Here is a 17476-nt window from a genome sequence, read left to right as displayed (position 1 = left end):
GTTCTCCTCGAAAGCTATTTAGGTAGCGCCTCACGTCTTACCCTCGGGGGTAGAGCACTGTTTCGGCTAGGGGGTCATCCCGACTTACCAACCCGATGCAAACTCCGAATACCGAGGAGTACAATCGTGGGAGACACACGGCGGGTGCTAACGTCCGTCGTGGAAAGGGAAACAACCCAGACCGTCAGCTAAGGTCCCAAATTACAGTTAAGTGGGAAACGATGTGGGAAGGCTTAGACAGCTAGGAGGTTGGCTTAGAAGCAGCCACCCTTTAAAGAAAGCGTAATAGCTCACTAGTCGAGTCGGCCTGCGCGGAAGATGTATCGGGGCTCAAACTGTAAACCGAAGCTACGGATGCGTGCTTGCACGCATGGTAGAGGAGCGTTCTGTAAGCCGTTGAAGGTGTGTTGTAAGGCATGCTGGAGGTATCAGAAGTGCGAATGCTGACATGAGTAACGTTAAAGGGAGTGAAAAGCTCCCTCGCCGGAAGACCAAGGTTTCCTGTCCAACGTTAATCGAGACAGGGTTAGTCGGCCCCTAAGGCGAGGCAGAAATGCGTAGTCGATGGGAAACGGGCTAATATTCCCGTACTTCTTGTGGATGCGATGGAGGGACGGAGTAGGCTAGGTGATCAGGGCGTTGGTTGTCCCTGTATAAGCGAGTAGGCTGGGAGTTTAGGCAAATCCGGACTCCTAAGGCTGAGACGCGATGTCGAGTCCTCTTTTGGACGAAGTCATTGATGCCATGCTTCCAAGAAAATCTTCTAAGCTTCAGTTCACAAGAAACCGTACCCCAAACCAACACTGGTGGTCAGGTAGAGAATACCAAGGCGCTTGAGAGAACTCGGGTGAAGGAACTAGGCAAAATGGTACCGTAACTTCGGGAGAAGGTACGCCGGTTTTGGTGATGGGACTTGCTCCCTAAGCTGAGGCTGGCCGAAGTGACCAGGTGGCTGCAACTGTTTATCAAAAACACAGCACTGTGCAAACACGTAAGTGGACGTATACGGTGTGACGCCTGCCCGGTGCCGGAAGGTTAATTGATGGGGTTAGCGTAAGCGAAGCTCTTGATCGAAGCCCCGGTAAACGGCGGCCGTAACTATAACGGTCCTAAGGTAGCGAAATTCCTTGTCGGGTAAGTTCCGACCTGCACGAATGGCGTAATGATGGCCACGCTGTCTCCACCCGAGACTCAGTGAAATTGAAATCGCGGTTAAGATGCCGTGTTCCCGCGGCTAGACGGAAAGACCCCGTGAACCTTTACTACAGCTTTGCACTGAACTTTGAGCCTATTTGTGTAGGATAGGTGGGAGACTTTGAAGCGATGTCGCTAGATATCGTGGAGTCGTCCTTGAAATACCACCCTGGTATGTTTGAGGTTCTAACTCAGGTCCGTTATCCGGATCGAGGACAGTGTATGGTGGGTAGTTTGACTGGGGCGGTCTCCTCCCAAAGAGTAACGGAGGAGCACGAAGGTACACTCGGCATGGTCGGAAATCATGCTATGAGCGCAAAGGTAGAAGTGTGCTTGACTGCGAGACAAACTCGTCGAGCAGGTACGAAAGTAGGTCTTAGTGATCCGGTGGTTCTGTATGGAAGGGCCATCGCTCAACGGATAAAAGGTACTCCGGGGATAACAGGCTGATACCGCCCAAGAGTTCACATCGACGGCGGTGTTTGGCACCTCGATGTCGGCTCATCACATCCTGGGGCTGAAGCCGGTCCCAAGGGTATGGCTGTTCGCCATTTAAAGTGGTACGCGAGCTGGGTTCAGAACGTCGTGAGACAGTTCGGTCCCTATCTGCCGTGGGCGTTGGAGAATTGAGAAGAGCTGCTCCTAGTACGAGAGGACCGGAGTGGACGAACCTCTGGTGTTCGGGTTGTGTCGCCAGACGCATTGCCCGGTAGCTATGTTCGGACAGGATAACCGCTGAAAGCATCTAAGCGGGAAGCCCCCTTCAAGATAAGTTCTCCCTGGGATTTTAAATCCCCTAAAGGGCCGTTAAAGACTATGACGTTGATAGGCTGGGTGTGGAAGCGTTGTAAGGCGTTGAGCTAACCAGTACTAATTGCCCGTGAGGCTTGACCATATAACTGAAGTTACTGATCAGTGACGTAGGACAAGTAAGTAAGACACGCTTGAACAGAAGCAGAGCAACAGAAAAAGACTTAAGAATTTACCACCCTATTTGGAACCGGAAACTGCACTCATCACGAGGTAAGACTAAAACCGATCCAAGCCAGTTTGCCTGGCGACCATAGAGCATTGGAACCACCTGATCCCATCCCGAACTCAGAAGTGAAACGATGCATCGCCGATGGTAGTGTGGGGTTTCCCCATGTGAGAGTAGGTCATCGCCAGGCTTTAAATACAAAACCCCAGTCGCTATGCGGCTGGGGTTTTTTATTTATGGCTTTTTGACTTAGTGTTACGGAAATCGGGCTCCATGTGACAAATTTGTCGGGAACAAATTTGGGCGCCGCAGCAACGTGCAGGCGGTCCGCGCCCGTCTCGCGGTGCTCGACGCCCAAACCGGCTCCTGCCGGATTGTCGCCAGGCTTTAAATACAAAACCCCAGTCGCTATGCGGCTGGGGTTTTGTATTTATGGCTTTTTGGTCTGCTGTTAGGGAAGTGGAGCGCTGTCACTCTGAGCGCAGTGAAGAGTCCCGATTTTTTTCACGAACCTGGATAGAACAAAACGATCTATAGAGATTGTCCTAAATGCCGGTAAAAGCCGGCATTTTTTGTGTACAAAAATTGTGTCCTTCTTAGCCAAGGAAGACATTTGTACACAAATTAACCTGTTTAAGGCTGAGTGTGACTTTGCTCACATTGTGGTGGTGAAGTGGGTCTTGCCAGAAGGGGCTAAGGCTAGGCTAGTATGCCCACTCAATTGGAAATAAAAACAATCCATAAGGAGATTATTAACTAATTACAAAACTGGTAGGTATAACTATGAAAATTTCCAAACTACTCACTTCTGCACTGGCCATTAGCCTATTTACTGCTCCCGCGTTTGCCATTCAGGGTTCAAAATTCTCGGCGACCCTGAGTAAAACTGCTTTGTTGGACGAAACCACAAACCATACAGCGACAGTGCTTGAAACCACTATTCACACAGCCTCCAAGAAAGAGTTGTTGATTGGCGTCTCACTGGAGGCGGGGCTATATACCCAGACTCAAGTAAAGGGCAAAAATGGAAGTTATGATTCTGCCAATGCTATGGCTGGAGTGGATATCACTGTCTATGTGGATGGTATACCGGCAGAGCCTGGCACGATCACCTTTAATCAACGAGAGCAGGAACTGAATGCTGTTCTGGGAGGGGTTATTGAGTCTTGTACTTTCAGTACAGACAATGACGGTGATGGTGTGGTAGATGACGACATCACAATTAACATTGAAGACGATTGCGTTGTAACTGATGAAGAAATTGAATTGATACAGCGTACGATGTCAGCCCACCACTTTAACTTTGTAATGCCGAACTTGTCATCAGGTGACCATGTTGTGACCGTCGAGGCGTCAATTAACACCAGCAGCAGCGCAGGTGCAGGTAGCGCAAGTGCCACAGCGCTGGTGGGTAAAGGCTCTCTGACAGTCGAAGGGGTAAGGGCGATTAATCAAGATGGCGGCGTGGTTATTCTAGACTGATTCCCAATATAAGTTTTGAAAAGGGGGATTTTCCTCCTTCTTAAAGGCCGCACACTGCTGTGCGGCCTATTTTTTATGTATGAAAAAAGTGTCCCGCTTTGGTGATCTCGTATGTGTGCATACTTATATGGGGAATGCTCACTAGGAGTTTCTTGAGTCTGTATATTGAAAGTATGAGGGTGAGCTAATTTACATTAGTACAGACTAACTCTGACACCTCTCTTTGAAATGGGAGGGATATCGATAATGAGACAATCCCCGTCCACACCAAGTCATAGTGGTACTTCGCTGCGCTCAGGATGACAAGGCCTGTCATCGTGAACACCGTGAAGCGGTCCATTGTCTGATGGTAAAAGATCAAACTCGTAATATCACTGCCGAACTCCTTATGTAAGCAAAATGTAAATTATTCGGCACATAAACTTATGGCGTGAAGATTGGTCTATTCTCTTATTGAAGTCTTTTCTTTGTTGAATTCTGGCGGTATAAATTCTGGGAGTTAGATATAAAGCGCAAAGGAGTGAATGATTATGCGTCGTTCAATTCTCTATACAGTGATGACTTTTTTCATTTTGGGCCTGGCTGCCTGTGCTTCCACTTATCGTGGCTATGGTCACAGCGGAATAGTAATCGACGAAAAGGGCGTCGATATGGAGCAGTTTTATGTAGATCTTGCCGATTGTGAGCAATATGCCGCCGGTATAGATAAAGCAACTTCAACGGCAGGAAAAGCCGTAGAAGGCGCAGTTGTCGGTGGTGCAATAGGCGCGATCTTCGATGGAAGTCATGGCGCTGCGCGAGGAGCGGGAACAGGTGCTGTGTTATCTGGAGCGCAAGGTGCTAAAACTGCAGAATATGAGAAACGCCATGTTATTCGAAATTGCCTGAGAGGTCGTGGCTATCGGGTTTTGAACTAACTGAATGGGAGCTCTTCCAACCAAAAATACCGCGCTATAAAGCGCGGTATTTTGTTTTTGGTGTTGAAGAATCAGTCGCCAGAGTATTGCCGCAGGATCAAAGTATTTCCACGCTGTACCAATTCCAGATGCTTGAGCACACTCATCCCAAGAAGAACTTCATCCTCTTTCATATGAGGGTTTATATCGGCGTGAATGTCTTCGACTTTTATATCACCCAAAGATAGTGAGTTCAGGCGAGTCCGATATACCTGAATGGAGCCGTTGGCTGTAGAAACAGTAAATGGAGCGCCTCGCTTCAGGCCAATCTCTTTGGCCAGATGCCCAGGGATTGAAACATTTGTGGCACCGGTATCCAGAAGATAAGTAACTGGCTTGCCATTGATCAGGCCGTTGGCAACATAGTGACCCCATTGATTTCGTTCCAGCGTCACCTCAACCATACTGCCAGTTACCTGACTGCGAACTTCGCGGTTGGGGTTATAGCGGCTCTCTTCCCAGTTCCCAAACAAATAACTCAGCAAGGCAAGTACTATCAGCCAGCCAACATACATCATGCCTTTTCCCATGCCTCGTTCAGGCTGAATGTTTGGCTCGTCCTGTTGATCGTAGTTCATTGAAATTAATTTCCTAGAATTTGAGGTCAATGGCTTTACAGAGGAACTCCATCAGCGGGGTTGCTGCAGAAAACTGCTTGGCAATCTGCTTTGTGAGGTCTTTGCCAAAAAGCTGTTTGTCTTCGAGCGGAGTAATTGCGATGAAGTCTTTGCGCTTGATTTCGTCGATCATCGGGTGGTCGCCATCAAAACCGCGTGGAGGGCGTTTTAAGCTGTCGCCAGCCATTTCAAAACCCTTGAAAGGGCGATGTTTGAGGGCAGCCTTGTAGGCCTCCGGCTTGTCGACAATGGCATTGCGGATTCTGGATAGGGTATCGCTGTCAGGCCGCCAGATTCCCACCCCAACAAAGCACTCACCCGGCTCAATATGCAGGTAATAGCCCGGCGCATGGACGTCTTTGCCCAATCGGTGACGGAACTGAATGCCGATATTGGTTTTGTATGGGGTTTTATCGTTGCCAAAACGGGTATCGCGATAAACCCTCATCAGGGAGCCTCCCACTTTCTTGGGTATGGCCTCAAATTCAGTACTGATCCTGGAGAGTGGTTCTGCCATGGATTCGATAAAGTCCAGCGCCGGTTCTCGCACCAGCGATTCATAATCATCCTTGTGCCCGTTGAACCATTCCCGTTCGTTGTTTTTCTTAAGATCTTTCAAAAACTGGATGGTGGCGGGGCTGAAGTGGCTCATCGTAGCGAACTCCCTGTCTGCAAATGGCAGTTACTCATTACCTTCAGTTGAAGGCCGCTGGATTCCTTCAGGCTCTACTGTCAGTATCCACTCCGGCACTTCATCATCATGTAAGACCTCTTTCTCCACAAAATCAATGGTGATGTTGATCATCATCATCTGGCCGCCAACCATATCAACCCTCTCTTGAACGGGAGAGTCATAACGCTTTTCGGTATGCGCCTGGCCGTACAGGACATCAACCCGCTCGCCATTTTTATCGGCATTGGCGAGAATTCGCAGCCCGGACTCACCGGTGACCGTAATTTCCAGCAGCTTGGTATGAAGAATCAACGGTTGATCGTTTGCCGTGGTACGAACGTAGAACTCGCCATCCACCGACTCTATCAGCCGATTTTCGGGGAAACCTCTTGCGGTATCAAAGCTGGAGCCCCGGAAATAAAATATCTCTGTACCATCGGCTAATGACTTCACCTTCAGGGAGTCATCGGTCAGGTACCAGTAACCAGCCGCTCCAATAGCTAACAATGCTAAAGCGATGAAAACGCGCTGGTAGTATTTAGATCTGTTATTCATTTTCTCCCTCAAACTCGTCAATCTTGTTATTTCTTAACAGGTCGCTTTTGCAACTTTCTTTGCAGAGTACGGCGATGCATGCCCAATTGTCGAGCTGTAGCGGAGATATTGTTGTTATTCTCTGCCAGGACACGCTGGATGTGCTCCCATTCCAGTCGCTCTACGGATGGAGGGTCTTCTGGGATGGTCTGTTCTACGCAGCCTTCGATATTATCAAAAGCCCCAAGAATCTCATCAACAGATGCGGGCTTGCACAGGTAATTGGTGGCGCCCAGTTTAATGGCTTCTACGGCAGTCGCTACACTGGAGTACCCCGTTAAAATGACAATCCGGCAAGATGGCAACAGTTGTTTGAACTCTTTGAGCAGGTGTAACCCAGAGGTTTCCGTCAGCTTCAGGTCCAGCACAATCTGCTGAGGCTGGTTCTTTTTTGCCAGGGCAATGGCGCCCTTGGCGGTATTGGCGGCGACCACATTAAAACCACGACGGGTCAGTGCTCGTGTAAGAGTGGCAGCAAAGGTCTCGTTATCATCGACGATTAACCACGAAATGCCATTCATGATGCATGCCCGGTGGGTAAGATAATACGGGTTTCTGCACCGCCTTCAGGATGGTTGCGGATGATGACCTCGCCACCAAGACGCTCCAGTGTGGAGCGGCTCAGAAATAAACCGAGTCCTAATCCGCCAGCTTTTGAGCTGACGAAAGGTGTGCCCAGTTTTTCTGCCTGCTCACCTTTAATACCTGGCCCATAATCGCGAATATTTACAGTCGCTTGGCCTTGATCCCATCGAATATAGATGTCGATTTTACGGCTGGCATCCGCAGCGTTATTGAAAAGATTAAGCAGCGACTGTGCCACGGTGGGAGGGTAGCTGATTTCTACCTCAGGGCTTCGTGAGTCGATGTGGATACTGGGTGCAGCATCGGGGCGTATCAATTGCCAATTTTCCAGAAGATCAACAAAGTAGCCGCGCAAGTTCTGTGGCGTGATTGCCTTGTCGCTGGCCAGTTCAGCGGTGGCCGCCAATTGCTGGAGGGTTTTGCGGCAAATATTAACTTGCTGCTGCAATGTGGTGATGTCTTGGCGGGTTTCTGCTGGCAAGTCTGTATCGCTGATTTCATCCAGCAATATACGCATCGTGTTTAACGGCGTACTCAATTCATGGGTTGTTCCCGCTGCCAGAGTCGCAACCGCCAGCACCTGATCGTTGCGCAACTCCTGTTCACGCAATAGATTGGCCTGATTCTGCTGTTGGCGCAGCTCGCTTGCCATGCGAGTTACAAAGAAACTGATCAGAACCGCGCTCACCAGGAAATTGCCCCACATACCTATCGTGTGAAGGTTGAGGCTGTCATCGCTGCCGTGATGGTTGTGGAAGGGGGCCAAAGCAATGACCGGATAATTGTAGGCAAACAACCCGCTGTAGGCGGCCAGCGACAGCGCGGCAATTATCCAGCCGTAACTGCGCGGAAGTGTTGCAGCCGCAATACTGATCGGAACCAGGTAATAGGAGACAAACGGATTATTGGCACCGCCAGAAAAGTACAATAGTGCCGTAAAGAAGATCACGTCTATCAGCAGGTGACCAAAAAACTCCAGTTCGGTAATCGCAGCACGCCAGTGTCCCCGCCAGCAGCTCACACCCAGAACCGCGCTGTAGATCAATAAAATGGTGGTGAGAATAGTACCGGGCAAGCCGATGTTCTGGATCTTCCAGAAATAATAAAGCGCCAAAAATTGCCCGCCGACCGTTATGCACCGGATGATATTCAGTCGCCTGAAGTTACGGCGTATGGCAGAGATGTGATGGGCTTGATTCATGGCACTATGTTACTGGGTTGCTGCATAAAAAAGGAGGCCAAAGGGCCTCCAGACTGTTTGTGTGATTCGGGGTTAAATATTAAAGATACAATTGAATCCCAAGGTGGAGGTTCCGGCCAACTCCGTACATACGCTCACCAGCGGCAACATCACTCCCCATAACACGGTTATAACCGGCCAGATGGTCCTGATAACCTTTGTCGAACAGGTTTTCGATGCCTGCAGATAGGGTGGTGTTATCACTCAGATTGTAACGGGCGCGAAGATTGATTATGCCGTAACCGGATGTGTTCTCTTCGTCGTTGTAGATGGCGACCTTGTCTTGGGCAGAGTAAAGAATCGATTCTGCCCGCAGGCTCCAGCCTTGATCTTGGTAGCTGACAGCAAGCTGGTGATTCAATGGCGCTATTCGGTACAGGTAATCGTTGGCGTCTCTACGCTGTCCCTGCACATAGCTGATAGCGCCCTCCAAATGCCAATGGTCACTCAAGTAAAATCCGTAACCGGTATCAAAACCGTAGAGTTCGGCATTCACATTGTTAAATTGCAAGGCCGGTAATCCACCCATCATGGTAGAGATCATATTCGCAGCCACATTGTCAGCCGGTGTGCCTTGAATGTAATCAGTGACTCGACGGTAAAATATCTGGGGTGTGAAATAGAACTGCTTATTACGCCAGTTCAAGCCGAGAGTGACTTCCTCTCCCCGCTCGGCCCTCAAGTCAAGATTGCCTATATAGCTGCGACCGTCAGCCAGTCCACCAGTGGACTGCATTGGCAGCCACAGAAACATCTCCTGATAAGAGGGCGCCCTATGCTTGCGAGCCAACCCCGCGTTGAGAGACCACTCCGGTGTCAGGGTGTAATCCGCTTTAACCACCAGGCCCGTGGTGTTAAAGGACTGACTTCTGTCTGAACTGTTAAAGTTTATAGCCAGCATATTGGCATTCATTGCCATCATTCCCATCATGCCATTCGCAGAAACAGTTCCTGCATCCAGTCGGGTACGATTGTGACGAACGCCAACCTCCCATTTCAGCGATTGATATTCTGTGTGCCATTCGGCAAAGAGTCCGTTGATGTCGCGGTCTATGCGATTGAAATTGATAACCTCAAAGGCTGCGTTGTTGGGGTTGGTCACCGTGGCGCTTTGATCCTTGCGGCTGGCGTCAGCACCTACAGTCAGGGAACTGCCAGCCAAAGGAAGTTCGGCGCTGACACCGTATGACAGATGCTCGGCATCCGCCTGGGTCTGTCGGTAGTCAGCAGCAGCGGGAGGCGTTCTCAAGCTGAAGTTGTCCATACCGTGGTCTACCTGGCTCCAGGAAAGAAACCCGAGAACTTTCACATTGTTGATTTCAGTGTCAAAGCTCATACCTGCCAGGTCGGTATCAATATGGCGAATATCCATTGCCAGCGCTGGTGTGCCACTGTCTTTGGTGCTGTTCTGCCCAGCATATAAAAGCAGGTTGCTATCAGCTGTACGATAGCCGTAACTGAAGTCAAAGCGATTGCGCTTGTACTTGGTATCCGTTAATTGCCCACCGGGAAATTCGCTGTCATTGCCTTTATCACGGCTGAAAAGCCCGGCAATTTTATGGCTGTTATTTGCAGTGACCGTGCGCACAGCAGTTCTGGTGCCGTTGCTGGCGCTTTGATAATTGCTGGTCAGTTCAGCGCTGAGCGCCCAATGGTTATCAGTAGAAAAATCACCACGATCCAAAACAGCTTCGATATGACCACCAATGCTTTCCTGTGCAGAGCTGACAGAAGCAATTCCGCGAGTCACCTTCAATTCAGACAGTAAAGATGTTGGCGCATAGGAGAGGGGGGCATCCATGGCATTGGGGCCGCCACTATAAACCGGGCCACCGTCAAGGCTAATGGAAACCCGGTCACCACTCAGGCCGCGATATTGAGCAATTCCAGTGATAGTGCCTGAGCCATTGACGTTAGCTCCGGGAACAGTACGCAGTATTTGAGCTGCGTCAGTGGCGATACTATTGGCGAGGTCTGCAGCAAGTTGGTGGTGTTCCGCTTTGCTGTTTTGTATTACTACTTCTTCGATGGCCTGATTGGTGCTGGCGAGGGATCCAGCGCTGAAAAGCGCTACGGTGAGCGGCAGGGTCTTGGCTGTCAGATTCAAAATCGGCTCCATTCTTCTAACTGGCTTGTATAGATAAATGGTATCGCGACCTAAATAGGTAGGGGATGCGACAAAGTGTCGCAGGGGGTGCCAATTTAAGGCCAAATTTCTAGTCGTCTTGCAATGTTTGCTGCCAGTTATAGAGTTCAAATCAAATTCAAGTTTTCATAACTACGTTTAGTGTGAGGCAAACCTCGCATAACCTTAGTGTCACTCCTGTTCAAAATAATGGCGGCTTATCACTCACTCTTCTTAGCTGGAGTCATTCACTTGTAATACAAAAGTACACATTACTCATTCCAATCCAATAGGTAGTTGAAAGTTTTTGAATGGGGATGCTAAGGTGCTGGATCTTTCGTAGATGTGCGAAAGATTTTGTGCAAATAAGGAATACATGGACGTGATGTCACACCAAAGGAGTGGTGATGATAGTGGTCTGCAGTCTCTATCTATAATCGCCCGTTTACACCAAATCCCCGTTGACTCTCCACAGCTGAAACATCAGTTTGGTCGAGATGAAGAGCTGTTTTCGACAGAAGATATACTTCGCGCAGCGAAGTCACTGGGGTTTAAGTCCAAGTTTATTGAAACAAGTCCGGATCGCCTAAACGGTAAAATCCTTCCTGCCATTGCTCTTGCTGTGACTGGCGAGTTCTTTGTAATAGCCAGAGTTACTGACTCTGAGGCAGGGACTGTTGCTGAAAAGAGAGTATTAATACAGGAATGTGGAAAAAAAGTGCCAACCATCCTTACTCTGGAGGAGCTGAAAGAGCGATGGACTGGCCAGCTAATACTACTGACAACACGAAGTAACTCTTCGGTTGGTGGGCACCAGGTATTTAACCTTAGCTGGTTTATCCCCTCACTGGTTAAGTACCGAAAACTCTTCAGCGAAGTGGTGGTGATCTCCTTTTTCTTGCAGCTCTTCGCTCTTATAACCCCTTTGTTCTTCCAGGTAGTTATGGACAAGGTACTTGTTCATAAGGGGTTTACGACCCTGGATGTTTTGGCATTCGGGTTTGTGGTAGTGGCGTTATTCGATGCAGTGCTGGGTGGTTTACGAACTTACCTGTTCAGTCATACCACCAACCGGGTTGATGTGGAGTTGGGTGCACGATTATTTCATCACCTTGTCAGCTTGCCACTTGCATGGTTCGAGGCTCGTCAGGTCGGTCAAAGTGTAGCGCGGGTACGAGAGTTAGATACTATTCGAAATTTTATTACCGGGTCGGCACTAACATTGGTAATAGATCTTTTCTTCACAGTCGTGTTCTTTGTCGTTTTGTGGCACTACAGCCCTAGGCTCACCTGGATCGTATTGGGTACATTACCTTTTTATGTTGCATTATCTGTATTTATTACGCCGATTCTTCGTCATCGTCTCGATCAGAAGTTCAAGCATGGCGCGATAAATCAAGCATTTCTCACGGAGGCGGTATCAGGTATAGAGACACTCAAGACTCAGGCGGTAGAGCCTCAAATGCAGAGGCGATGGGAGGATCAGCAGTCAAAGTACGTGACGGCATCCTTCAGGGCGCAGAACCTTAACAATGTCGCGAATCAAATTGCTGGATTAATTAACAAGATCACTACACTGTTAATTATCTGGTGGGGGGCTCATTTGGTAATAAGTGGCGAGTTAACAGTTGGTCAACTGGTGGCCTTCAATATGATTGCTGGTAGAGTCAGCGGCCCCATTCTGAAACTCGTACAATTGTGGCAAGAGTTTCAGCAAGCAGGAATTTCTTTAAAGAGGTTAGGAGATATCTTAAATACCCCCAAAGAGCCCGGGTTTAATCCTAACCGCAGTACACTGCCTCAGTTACACGGGAGCATTACCTTTGACAATGTGCGTTTTCGTTACCAGCCCGACGGGCCTGTTGTTCTGGATAATCTTAACCTGAATGTACAGTCGGGCGAAATAATCGGTATTGTTGGCCGTTCCGGTTCTGGAAAAAGCACTCTGACCAAGTTGATACAGCGATTATATGTACCAGAGATAGGGCGGGTACTAGTGGATCGTGTGGATCTTAAAATTGTTGATTCCGCTTGGTTACGACGCAATATAGGTGTTGTTCAACAAGAGAGCTTTCTCTTCAATCGCACCGTTCGAGAGAACATCGCACTTGCCAATCCTGGTCTGCCAATGGACGCGATTGTGCAGGCTGCCAAGCTAGCCGGGGCTCACGAATTTATTCTGGAGCTTCCAGGGGGCTATGACAGTCTGGTTGGTGAGCATGGTTGTAACTTGTCAGGAGGACAGCGTCAACGCTTGGCCATTGCCAGAGCGCTAATCACCAATCCTCGCATTTTGATATTTGACGAAGCCACCAGTGCCCTGGACTATGAATCAGAGCGAATAGTCCAGGAAAATATGGGAGCCATTTGCAAGGGACGAACAGTATTTATCATTGCCCATCGTCTTAGCACTGTACGCCACTGTGATCGTTTGATTGTCATGGATAGCGGCAAAGTAGTGGAAAGTGGTAGCCACGATCAATTGATTCAGCAGAACGGCTACTATGCCAAACTACACAGTTATCAGAGCAATATACCTGTCATTCGCAAGGTAGATGCTGCCGCTCCAACGAACAGAATGGATGAAAAAGTGGCGGTAGAGGAAGCGGAATAATGGCAGGCACAAGGAAGTGGTGGCAGATAACAGCTTCAATTTGGTCACAACGTGATAAATTGGGTGAGCGCAAAATAGCTCATACAGAACAGGAGTTCTTCCCAGCTGCCCTTGAAATTCAGGAGGCGCCCCCATCCCCAACAAGCCGTATTGTCAGCTGGTGTTTAATTACGTTATTTGCCATTGCAGTCATATGGACCTGTATTGGTGAAGTGGATGTAGTCGCCATAGCAGAAGGGAGAATTATCCCCAGCGGTCAGATCAAGCAGATCCAGCCACTGGAAAAGGGAGTGGTTAAATCCCTCTATGTCGAAGAAGGTCAGATAGTCAAAAAAGGCCAGCCATTGATTGAGCTGGATCAGACTCTAACCAATGCCGATCAGGAGCGCCTTGCTAAAGAGCTTAGCTTTGTCGAAGCGGGAATCAACCGTCAGAAAGCATATACCAAAATGCTGGAGTCACCTCAGCAAGATATCAATTACGCCAAGTTTATTACTAAGGCCAGCGAGCTAAATGTTACAGAGAGCCAGCAACTGGCCCTACTTTGGCAAGAATGGCAATCCTTTCAGTCTAAAAGAGACGCTCTGCGAGCTGAAATGCAGGAGCGAATTGCTGAGCGTCAAGCCAGTAGAGAGCGTATTGCACAGTTAGAAGCCACCATTCCTCTGGTGACCAAGAGAGCAGAAGCGATCAAGTCGCTTTTAAAGAAAGATCTCGCCGCTGAAGCCACTTGGCTGGAGCTAGAAGAGCAGCGAATCCAGCAGGCACATGCATTATCGGCCGAAAAAGCCATGCAGTTACAAATGAATGCCGGTATTAGGCGCGTAGAAAAACAGCTCGAAGCGTTGCAAGCCGAAGTCGCTACTCAGGTTTTGACGGCATTATCTGAGCAGCAACGTCAAAAACAAAGCCTCCAGCAAGAACTCAGTAAAGCCAAAGACCTTAATAGTCGGCAGATACTCTATGCGCCCATAAGTGGCAAGGTTCAGCAGCTGGCTGTGCATACCATCGGAGGTGTGGTGACACCAGCGCAGCCACTGATGTTTATTGTACCAACAGATGCACAGCTGGAGGTGGAAGCCTGGCTGGAGAACAAAGATATTGGATTTGTCGAGATTGGCCAGAGCGCAGAAATTAAAATAAACACATTTCCTTTCACCAAATACGGAGTCATCGAAGGAAATGTAAAGGATATGACACAGGATGCGGTGGCAGACGAAGAAATGAAATTTAGGTACAAAATGAAGGCTTCTATGAATCAATCAACGATTCAGGTTGACAATAGGCAGGTTGGCCTGATTCCGGGAATGAAAGTCTCTGTAGAAATCAAGACTGGAAAGCGAAGATTGATTGAATTCATTTTGTCGCCGTTGATTAAGTACAAAAGTGAAAGCGGAAGGGAACGGTGATGAACTTGAAAGGTGGTGGTGTGTATATCATTAATTTGGCTCGATTGGTTGCTATTTTGACTATGTGCTTGGTTGCTTCATGTTCGGATAGCTCTAAGGTGAAATACCCTGAAGTAAAGGGGCCTTGGGGGAATGAGACAGATTATGAGATAACGGACACAGGTGTTGGCCCTTTGTCGAATAAGTTTATCTGGCTTGATAATGACAATCTCCTATTTACAGCTGAAAAGTCATTATTTTTTGAGGATCATTCAGAGAATAAAGATGGCAGGGTGTTTGTAGTTTGGAATCAAAAGAAAAAGGAAATGTACCCGATGCCTGGGTACGATCTCAGTATGAGGCCTTCTAATTATTGTCATTATCAGAACGGTCGTTTGATTGTTAGCTTTCGAGATCCAACTAAAAAAAGCAAATATCTAGGGGGCAGGCATGAGTTTTACGAGGTTTATCTTGGGGTTGAAGGTGGTGGGTATTATGTGAGTAGTATGTCACCGATTGATTATGACCCCGATAAACACATTATCAGGTGTGGGCCAAGATTTCACATAGTCCCTAGAAATGATCCCTCTACTAAGCCAATTGTGTATTTAGATGAGGTTGGTGGGCAGGTAAATTGGTATTTAAATGGTGATTCTGTGTACATAGATAGAAAGGGTAACTTTAGTAAGTTGCATACTTACTCTGGTAGAGATGAATTTCAGTATGTTTCCTGGATGGATGTATATTTCTATGGTGCCAAAAATATAGACTTCAATCCGGATGTTGGAGGGAGGGAACTTATTTCCTATTTATTCACAAAGGATGGAGTGATTGAGGCGAGATACCCTGAAATTAGTAGTAGAAGTAGTGGAATTTCAGCGTGCCTTACAAAAAAAGGAATGGTTTATATTAGTATTGAGAATAGATGGGTGCGGAGGCCAGAAGATTACTATGGTCTGTATATAAGGATGGAGGATGGTCAAATTAGTCGATTGATGCGCGGAAATCCAAAGCAGCTTTATCCAAGCTCAATTTCGCCGGATGGATGTAGGATAGCTATTTCACATTACAATGGGTCGGAAAAAGAAAAGACTTTAAAGATTGTTGATGTGTGTAAACAGGTGGGTCGAGTAAGTATGTAGATTTATCTTGATAGGAGAAAGATGGCCGTCGCATGTTAGGAAATCTCATTTCGGATAGGTTAAATACTAATATCGTATGTAATCAAGGAGAGATTAATGAGCATTTATCAAGAGCCATACTTATTGGCATTGGCAGACCAGAATTCTTATTTAGATTCTACATATGACGGTAATACCTATGCGGAGCTGAGTAAAGCTGGGTTTGCGTGGGATAGCTAATACAATGATTCTGAAACGGGTTTTTAGTCCTCTGTATAGAATGGCTCCTAAATTTTGATAGTCGATTAAGTGGTAATGCTTGCCCAAGTAATGATGTTTGTGTTGGAGATGGAGGCCTGGCTCGAGAATAAATATATTGAGTTTGTTTGGGTTGTCCAGAGTGCAGAAATTAAAATAAACACATTTCCTTTCGCCAAATATGGAGTCATTGAAGGGGAAGCAAAGGATATGACCGAGGGATGCGGTGGCAGGCGAAGAGGTGCAGTTTGGGAGCAACAAAATGAAGGCGTCTATGAATCAATTAGTGATGAAGATTGACAAGCGACAGGTTGACCTGATTCCGGGAATGAAAGCCTCTGTTGAAATCAAGACTGGAAAGCGACGATTGATTGAATTTATTTTGTCGCCGTTGATTAAGTACGAAAGTGAAAGTGGAAGGGAACGGTGATGAGCTTGAAAGGTTGTGGTGTGTATGTCATTAGTTTGGCTCGATTAGTTGCTATTTTGACTATGTGCTTGGTTGCTTCATGTTCGGATAGCTCTAAGGTGAAATACCCTGAAGTAAAGGGGCCTTGGGGGAATGAGACAGATTATGAGATAACCGATACGGGGGTGTTCCCTTTGTCTAACAAATTTTTCTGGCTAGATAATGACAATCTCCTATTTACAGCTGAAAAGTCACTATTTTTTGAGGATCATTCAGAGAATAAAGATGGCAGGGTGTTTGTAGTTTGGAATCAAAAGAAAAAGGAAATGTACCCGATGTCTGGGTACGATCTCAGTATGAGGCCTTCTAATTTTTGTCATTATCAGAACGGTCGTTTGATTATTAGCTTTCGAGATCCAACTAAAAAAAGTAAATATCTAGGCGGTAGGCATGAGTTTTACGAGGTTTATCTTGGGGTTGAAGGTGAGGAATATTATGTGAATGGTATGTCTTCGATTGATTATGATCCCGATAAACAAATTATTAGATGTGGGCCAAGATTTCACATAGTGCCTAGAAATGATCCCTCTACTAGGCCGATTGTGTATTTAGATGAAGTTGGTGGGCAGGTGAATTGGTATTTAAATGGTGATTCTGTGTACATAGATAGAAAGGGTAAGTTTAGTAAGTTGCATACTTACTCTGGTAGAGATGAATTTCAGTATGTTTCTTGGGTTAATTCATATTTTTACGGAGCTAAGAGTAAAGTAGTAAATTCGGAGACTGGTAAGAGAGAACTAATTACTTACTTGTTTCAAAGAGATGGTGTATTTGTGGTCCGTTATCCTTCACTTGGAGGGGCGGATAGTAGCCAGTATGCCTATATGACTAAAAAGGGTATTGTCTATATATCTAATGAAAAAGAAAGAGGGTTAAAGTCTACAGGCAAGCGAGGGGTGTATCTAAGAAGAAAAAATGGGGAAGTAACAAGGCTAATTCAAGGTGTCTTTAATCCGTTATATGCAAGTTCAATTTCAGAAGATGGGTGCAAATTAGCTATATCTCATTATGAAGGCTCGGCTCGAAATAGAACATTAAAAATTATTGATGTGTGCGATTAATCTGAAAATTTGTGAGTGTTTATGTGGGGATTTCCTGATAACCAAAAGGATTATGGTTTAGTGTTTTTGGGAGGCTCTTAAAAGGAAATGTTAATAACTATTAACGTATGTAATCAAGGA

The 17476-nt window shown here is 47.1% G+C and carries 14 protein-coding genes and 2 rRNA genes (1 of these 16 running past the window's edge); 10 read left to right on the top strand and 6 right to left on the bottom strand.

Going from position 1 to position 17476, the window contains the following annotated elements; all coding sequences use genetic code 11:
• From QP938_09575 to QP938_09560, 4 genes are all read left to right on the top strand, one after another.
• Positions 1 to 2089: ribosomal RNA gene (locus QP938_09575) — 23S ribosomal RNA — on the top strand; it begins 791 nt to the left of the window's first position.
• Positions 2090 to 2247: 158 nt separating this feature from the next.
• A 5S ribosomal RNA gene (gene rrf, locus QP938_09570) occupies positions 2248 to 2363 on the top strand.
• Positions 2364 to 2956: 593 nt separating this feature from the next.
• Entirely contained in the window at positions 2957 to 3655 is a 699-nt protein-coding gene (locus QP938_09565) for a hypothetical protein (protein ID WIO73547.1), read from the top strand.
• A 530-nt stretch (positions 3656 to 4185) separates the two neighbouring features.
• Positions 4186 to 4572: a glycine zipper family protein gene (locus QP938_09560; GenBank protein ID WIO73546.1), complete on the top strand. Its 387-nt coding sequence runs from the start codon at positions 4186 to 4188 to the stop codon at positions 4570 to 4572.
• Positions 4573 to 4643: 71 nt separating this feature from the next.
• On the opposite strand, the gene QP938_09555 is transcribed toward QP938_09560, so the two are convergent.
• From QP938_09555 to QP938_09530, 6 genes are all read right to left on the bottom strand, one after another.
• Positions 4644 to 5189, bottom strand: coding sequence for a TIGR02281 family clan AA aspartic protease (locus QP938_09555; protein ID WIO73545.1), 546 nt, complete (start codon positions 5187 to 5189; stop codon positions 4644 to 4646).
• Between the two features lie 13 nt (positions 5190 to 5202).
• A complete protein-coding gene (locus QP938_09550) occupies positions 5203 to 5880 on the bottom strand; it encodes a DUF2461 domain-containing protein (protein WIO73544.1) in 678 nt (225 codons plus the stop codon).
• Positions 5881 to 5910: 30 nt separating this feature from the next.
• A complete protein-coding gene (locus QP938_09545; protein WIO73543.1) occupies positions 5911 to 6456 on the bottom strand; it encodes a hypothetical protein in 546 nt (181 codons plus the stop codon).
• 26 nt (positions 6457 to 6482) lie between these two features.
• Positions 6483 to 7016 (bottom strand): response regulator transcription factor, encoded by a 534-nt coding sequence (locus QP938_09540; GenBank protein ID WIO73542.1) that lies wholly within the window; start codon positions 7014 to 7016, stop codon positions 6483 to 6485.
• Positions 7013 to 8281, bottom strand: coding sequence for an ATP-binding protein (locus QP938_09535; GenBank protein ID WIO73541.1), 1269 nt, complete (start codon positions 8279 to 8281; stop codon positions 7013 to 7015). Before QP938_09535 ends, QP938_09540 begins: the two co-directional genes overlap by 4 nt.
• 79 nt (positions 8282 to 8360) lie before the next feature.
• Positions 8361 to 10427 (bottom strand): TonB-dependent receptor, encoded by a 2067-nt coding sequence (locus QP938_09530; GenBank protein ID WIO73540.1) that lies wholly within the window; start codon positions 10425 to 10427, stop codon positions 8361 to 8363.
• Positions 10428 to 10830: 403 nt separating this feature from the next.
• On the opposite strand from QP938_09530, the gene QP938_09525 reads away from it, so the two are divergent.
• The 6 genes from QP938_09525 to QP938_09500 all read left to right on the top strand — a co-directional run bounded on the left by QP938_09525 (position 10831) and on the right by QP938_09500 (position 17356).
• On the top strand, positions 10831 to 13059 hold the full coding sequence (locus QP938_09525; protein WIO73539.1) for a type I secretion system permease/ATPase: 2229 nt from the start codon (positions 10831 to 10833) through the stop codon (positions 13057 to 13059).
• A complete protein-coding gene (locus QP938_09520) occupies positions 13059 to 14468 on the top strand; it encodes an HlyD family type I secretion periplasmic adaptor subunit (GenBank protein ID WIO73538.1) in 1410 nt (469 codons plus the stop codon). The genes QP938_09525 and QP938_09520 overlap by 1 nt, the downstream gene beginning before the upstream one ends.
• Positions 14468 to 15589, top strand: a complete 1122-nt coding sequence (locus QP938_09515; GenBank protein ID WIO73537.1) for a hypothetical protein — start codon at positions 14468 to 14470, stop codon at positions 15587 to 15589. The genes QP938_09520 and QP938_09515 overlap by 1 nt, the downstream gene beginning before the upstream one ends.
• Before the next feature lie 294 nt (positions 15590 to 15883).
• Positions 15884 to 16126 (top strand): hypothetical protein, encoded by a 243-nt coding sequence (locus QP938_09510; GenBank protein ID WIO73536.1) that lies wholly within the window; start codon positions 15884 to 15886, stop codon positions 16124 to 16126.
• Positions 16113 to 16256, top strand: coding sequence for a hypothetical protein (locus tag QP938_09505; protein ID WIO73535.1), 144 nt, complete (start codon positions 16113 to 16115; stop codon positions 16254 to 16256). Before QP938_09510 ends, QP938_09505 begins: the two co-directional genes overlap by 14 nt.
• Positions 16256 to 17356, top strand: a complete 1101-nt coding sequence (locus tag QP938_09500; protein ID WIO73534.1) for a hypothetical protein — start codon at positions 16256 to 16258, stop codon at positions 17354 to 17356. Before QP938_09505 ends, QP938_09500 begins: the two co-directional genes overlap by 1 nt.
• Positions 17357 to 17476: the final 120 nt, after the last annotated feature.

Source organism: Porticoccaceae bacterium LTM1, from assembly GCA_030252795.1.
GTDB lineage: Bacteria > Pseudomonadota > Gammaproteobacteria > Pseudomonadales > Porticoccaceae > SCSIO-12696.
Note: the sequence above shows the minus strand (reverse complement) of the source record. Positions and strands in the feature narration are given on the sequence as shown.

Coding starts and splice junctions, on each gene's coding strand:
- QP938_09565 (WIO73547.1), top strand. CDS start 2,957: ATGAAAATTTCCAAACTACTCACTTCTGCACTGGCCATTAGCCTATTT.
- QP938_09560 (WIO73546.1), top strand. CDS start 4,186: ATGCGTCGTTCAATTCTCTATACAGTGATGACTTTTTTCATTTTGGGC.
- QP938_09555 (WIO73545.1), bottom strand. CDS start 5,189: ATGAACTACGATCAACAGGACGAGCCAAACATTCAGCCTGAACGAGGC.
- QP938_09550 (WIO73544.1), bottom strand. CDS start 5,880: ATGAGCCACTTCAGCCCCGCCACCATCCAGTTTTTGAAAGATCTTAAG.
- QP938_09545 (WIO73543.1), bottom strand. CDS start 6,456: ATGAATAACAGATCTAAATACTACCAGCGCGTTTTCATCGCTTTAGCA.
- QP938_09540 (WIO73542.1), bottom strand. CDS start 7,016: ATGAATGGCATTTCGTGGTTAATCGTCGATGATAACGAGACCTTTGCT.
- QP938_09535 (WIO73541.1), bottom strand. CDS start 8,281: ATGAATCAAGCCCATCACATCTCTGCCATACGCCGTAACTTCAGGCGA.
- QP938_09525 (WIO73539.1), top strand. CDS start 10,831: ATGTCACACCAAAGGAGTGGTGATGATAGTGGTCTGCAGTCTCTATCT.
- QP938_09520 (WIO73538.1), top strand. CDS start 13,059: ATGGCAGGCACAAGGAAGTGGTGGCAGATAACAGCTTCAATTTGGTCA.
- QP938_09515 (WIO73537.1), top strand. CDS start 14,468: ATGAACTTGAAAGGTGGTGGTGTGTATATCATTAATTTGGCTCGATTG.
- QP938_09510 (WIO73536.1), top strand. CDS start 15,884: ATGCTTGCCCAAGTAATGATGTTTGTGTTGGAGATGGAGGCCTGGCTC.
- QP938_09500 (WIO73534.1), top strand. CDS start 16,256: ATGAGCTTGAAAGGTTGTGGTGTGTATGTCATTAGTTTGGCTCGATTA.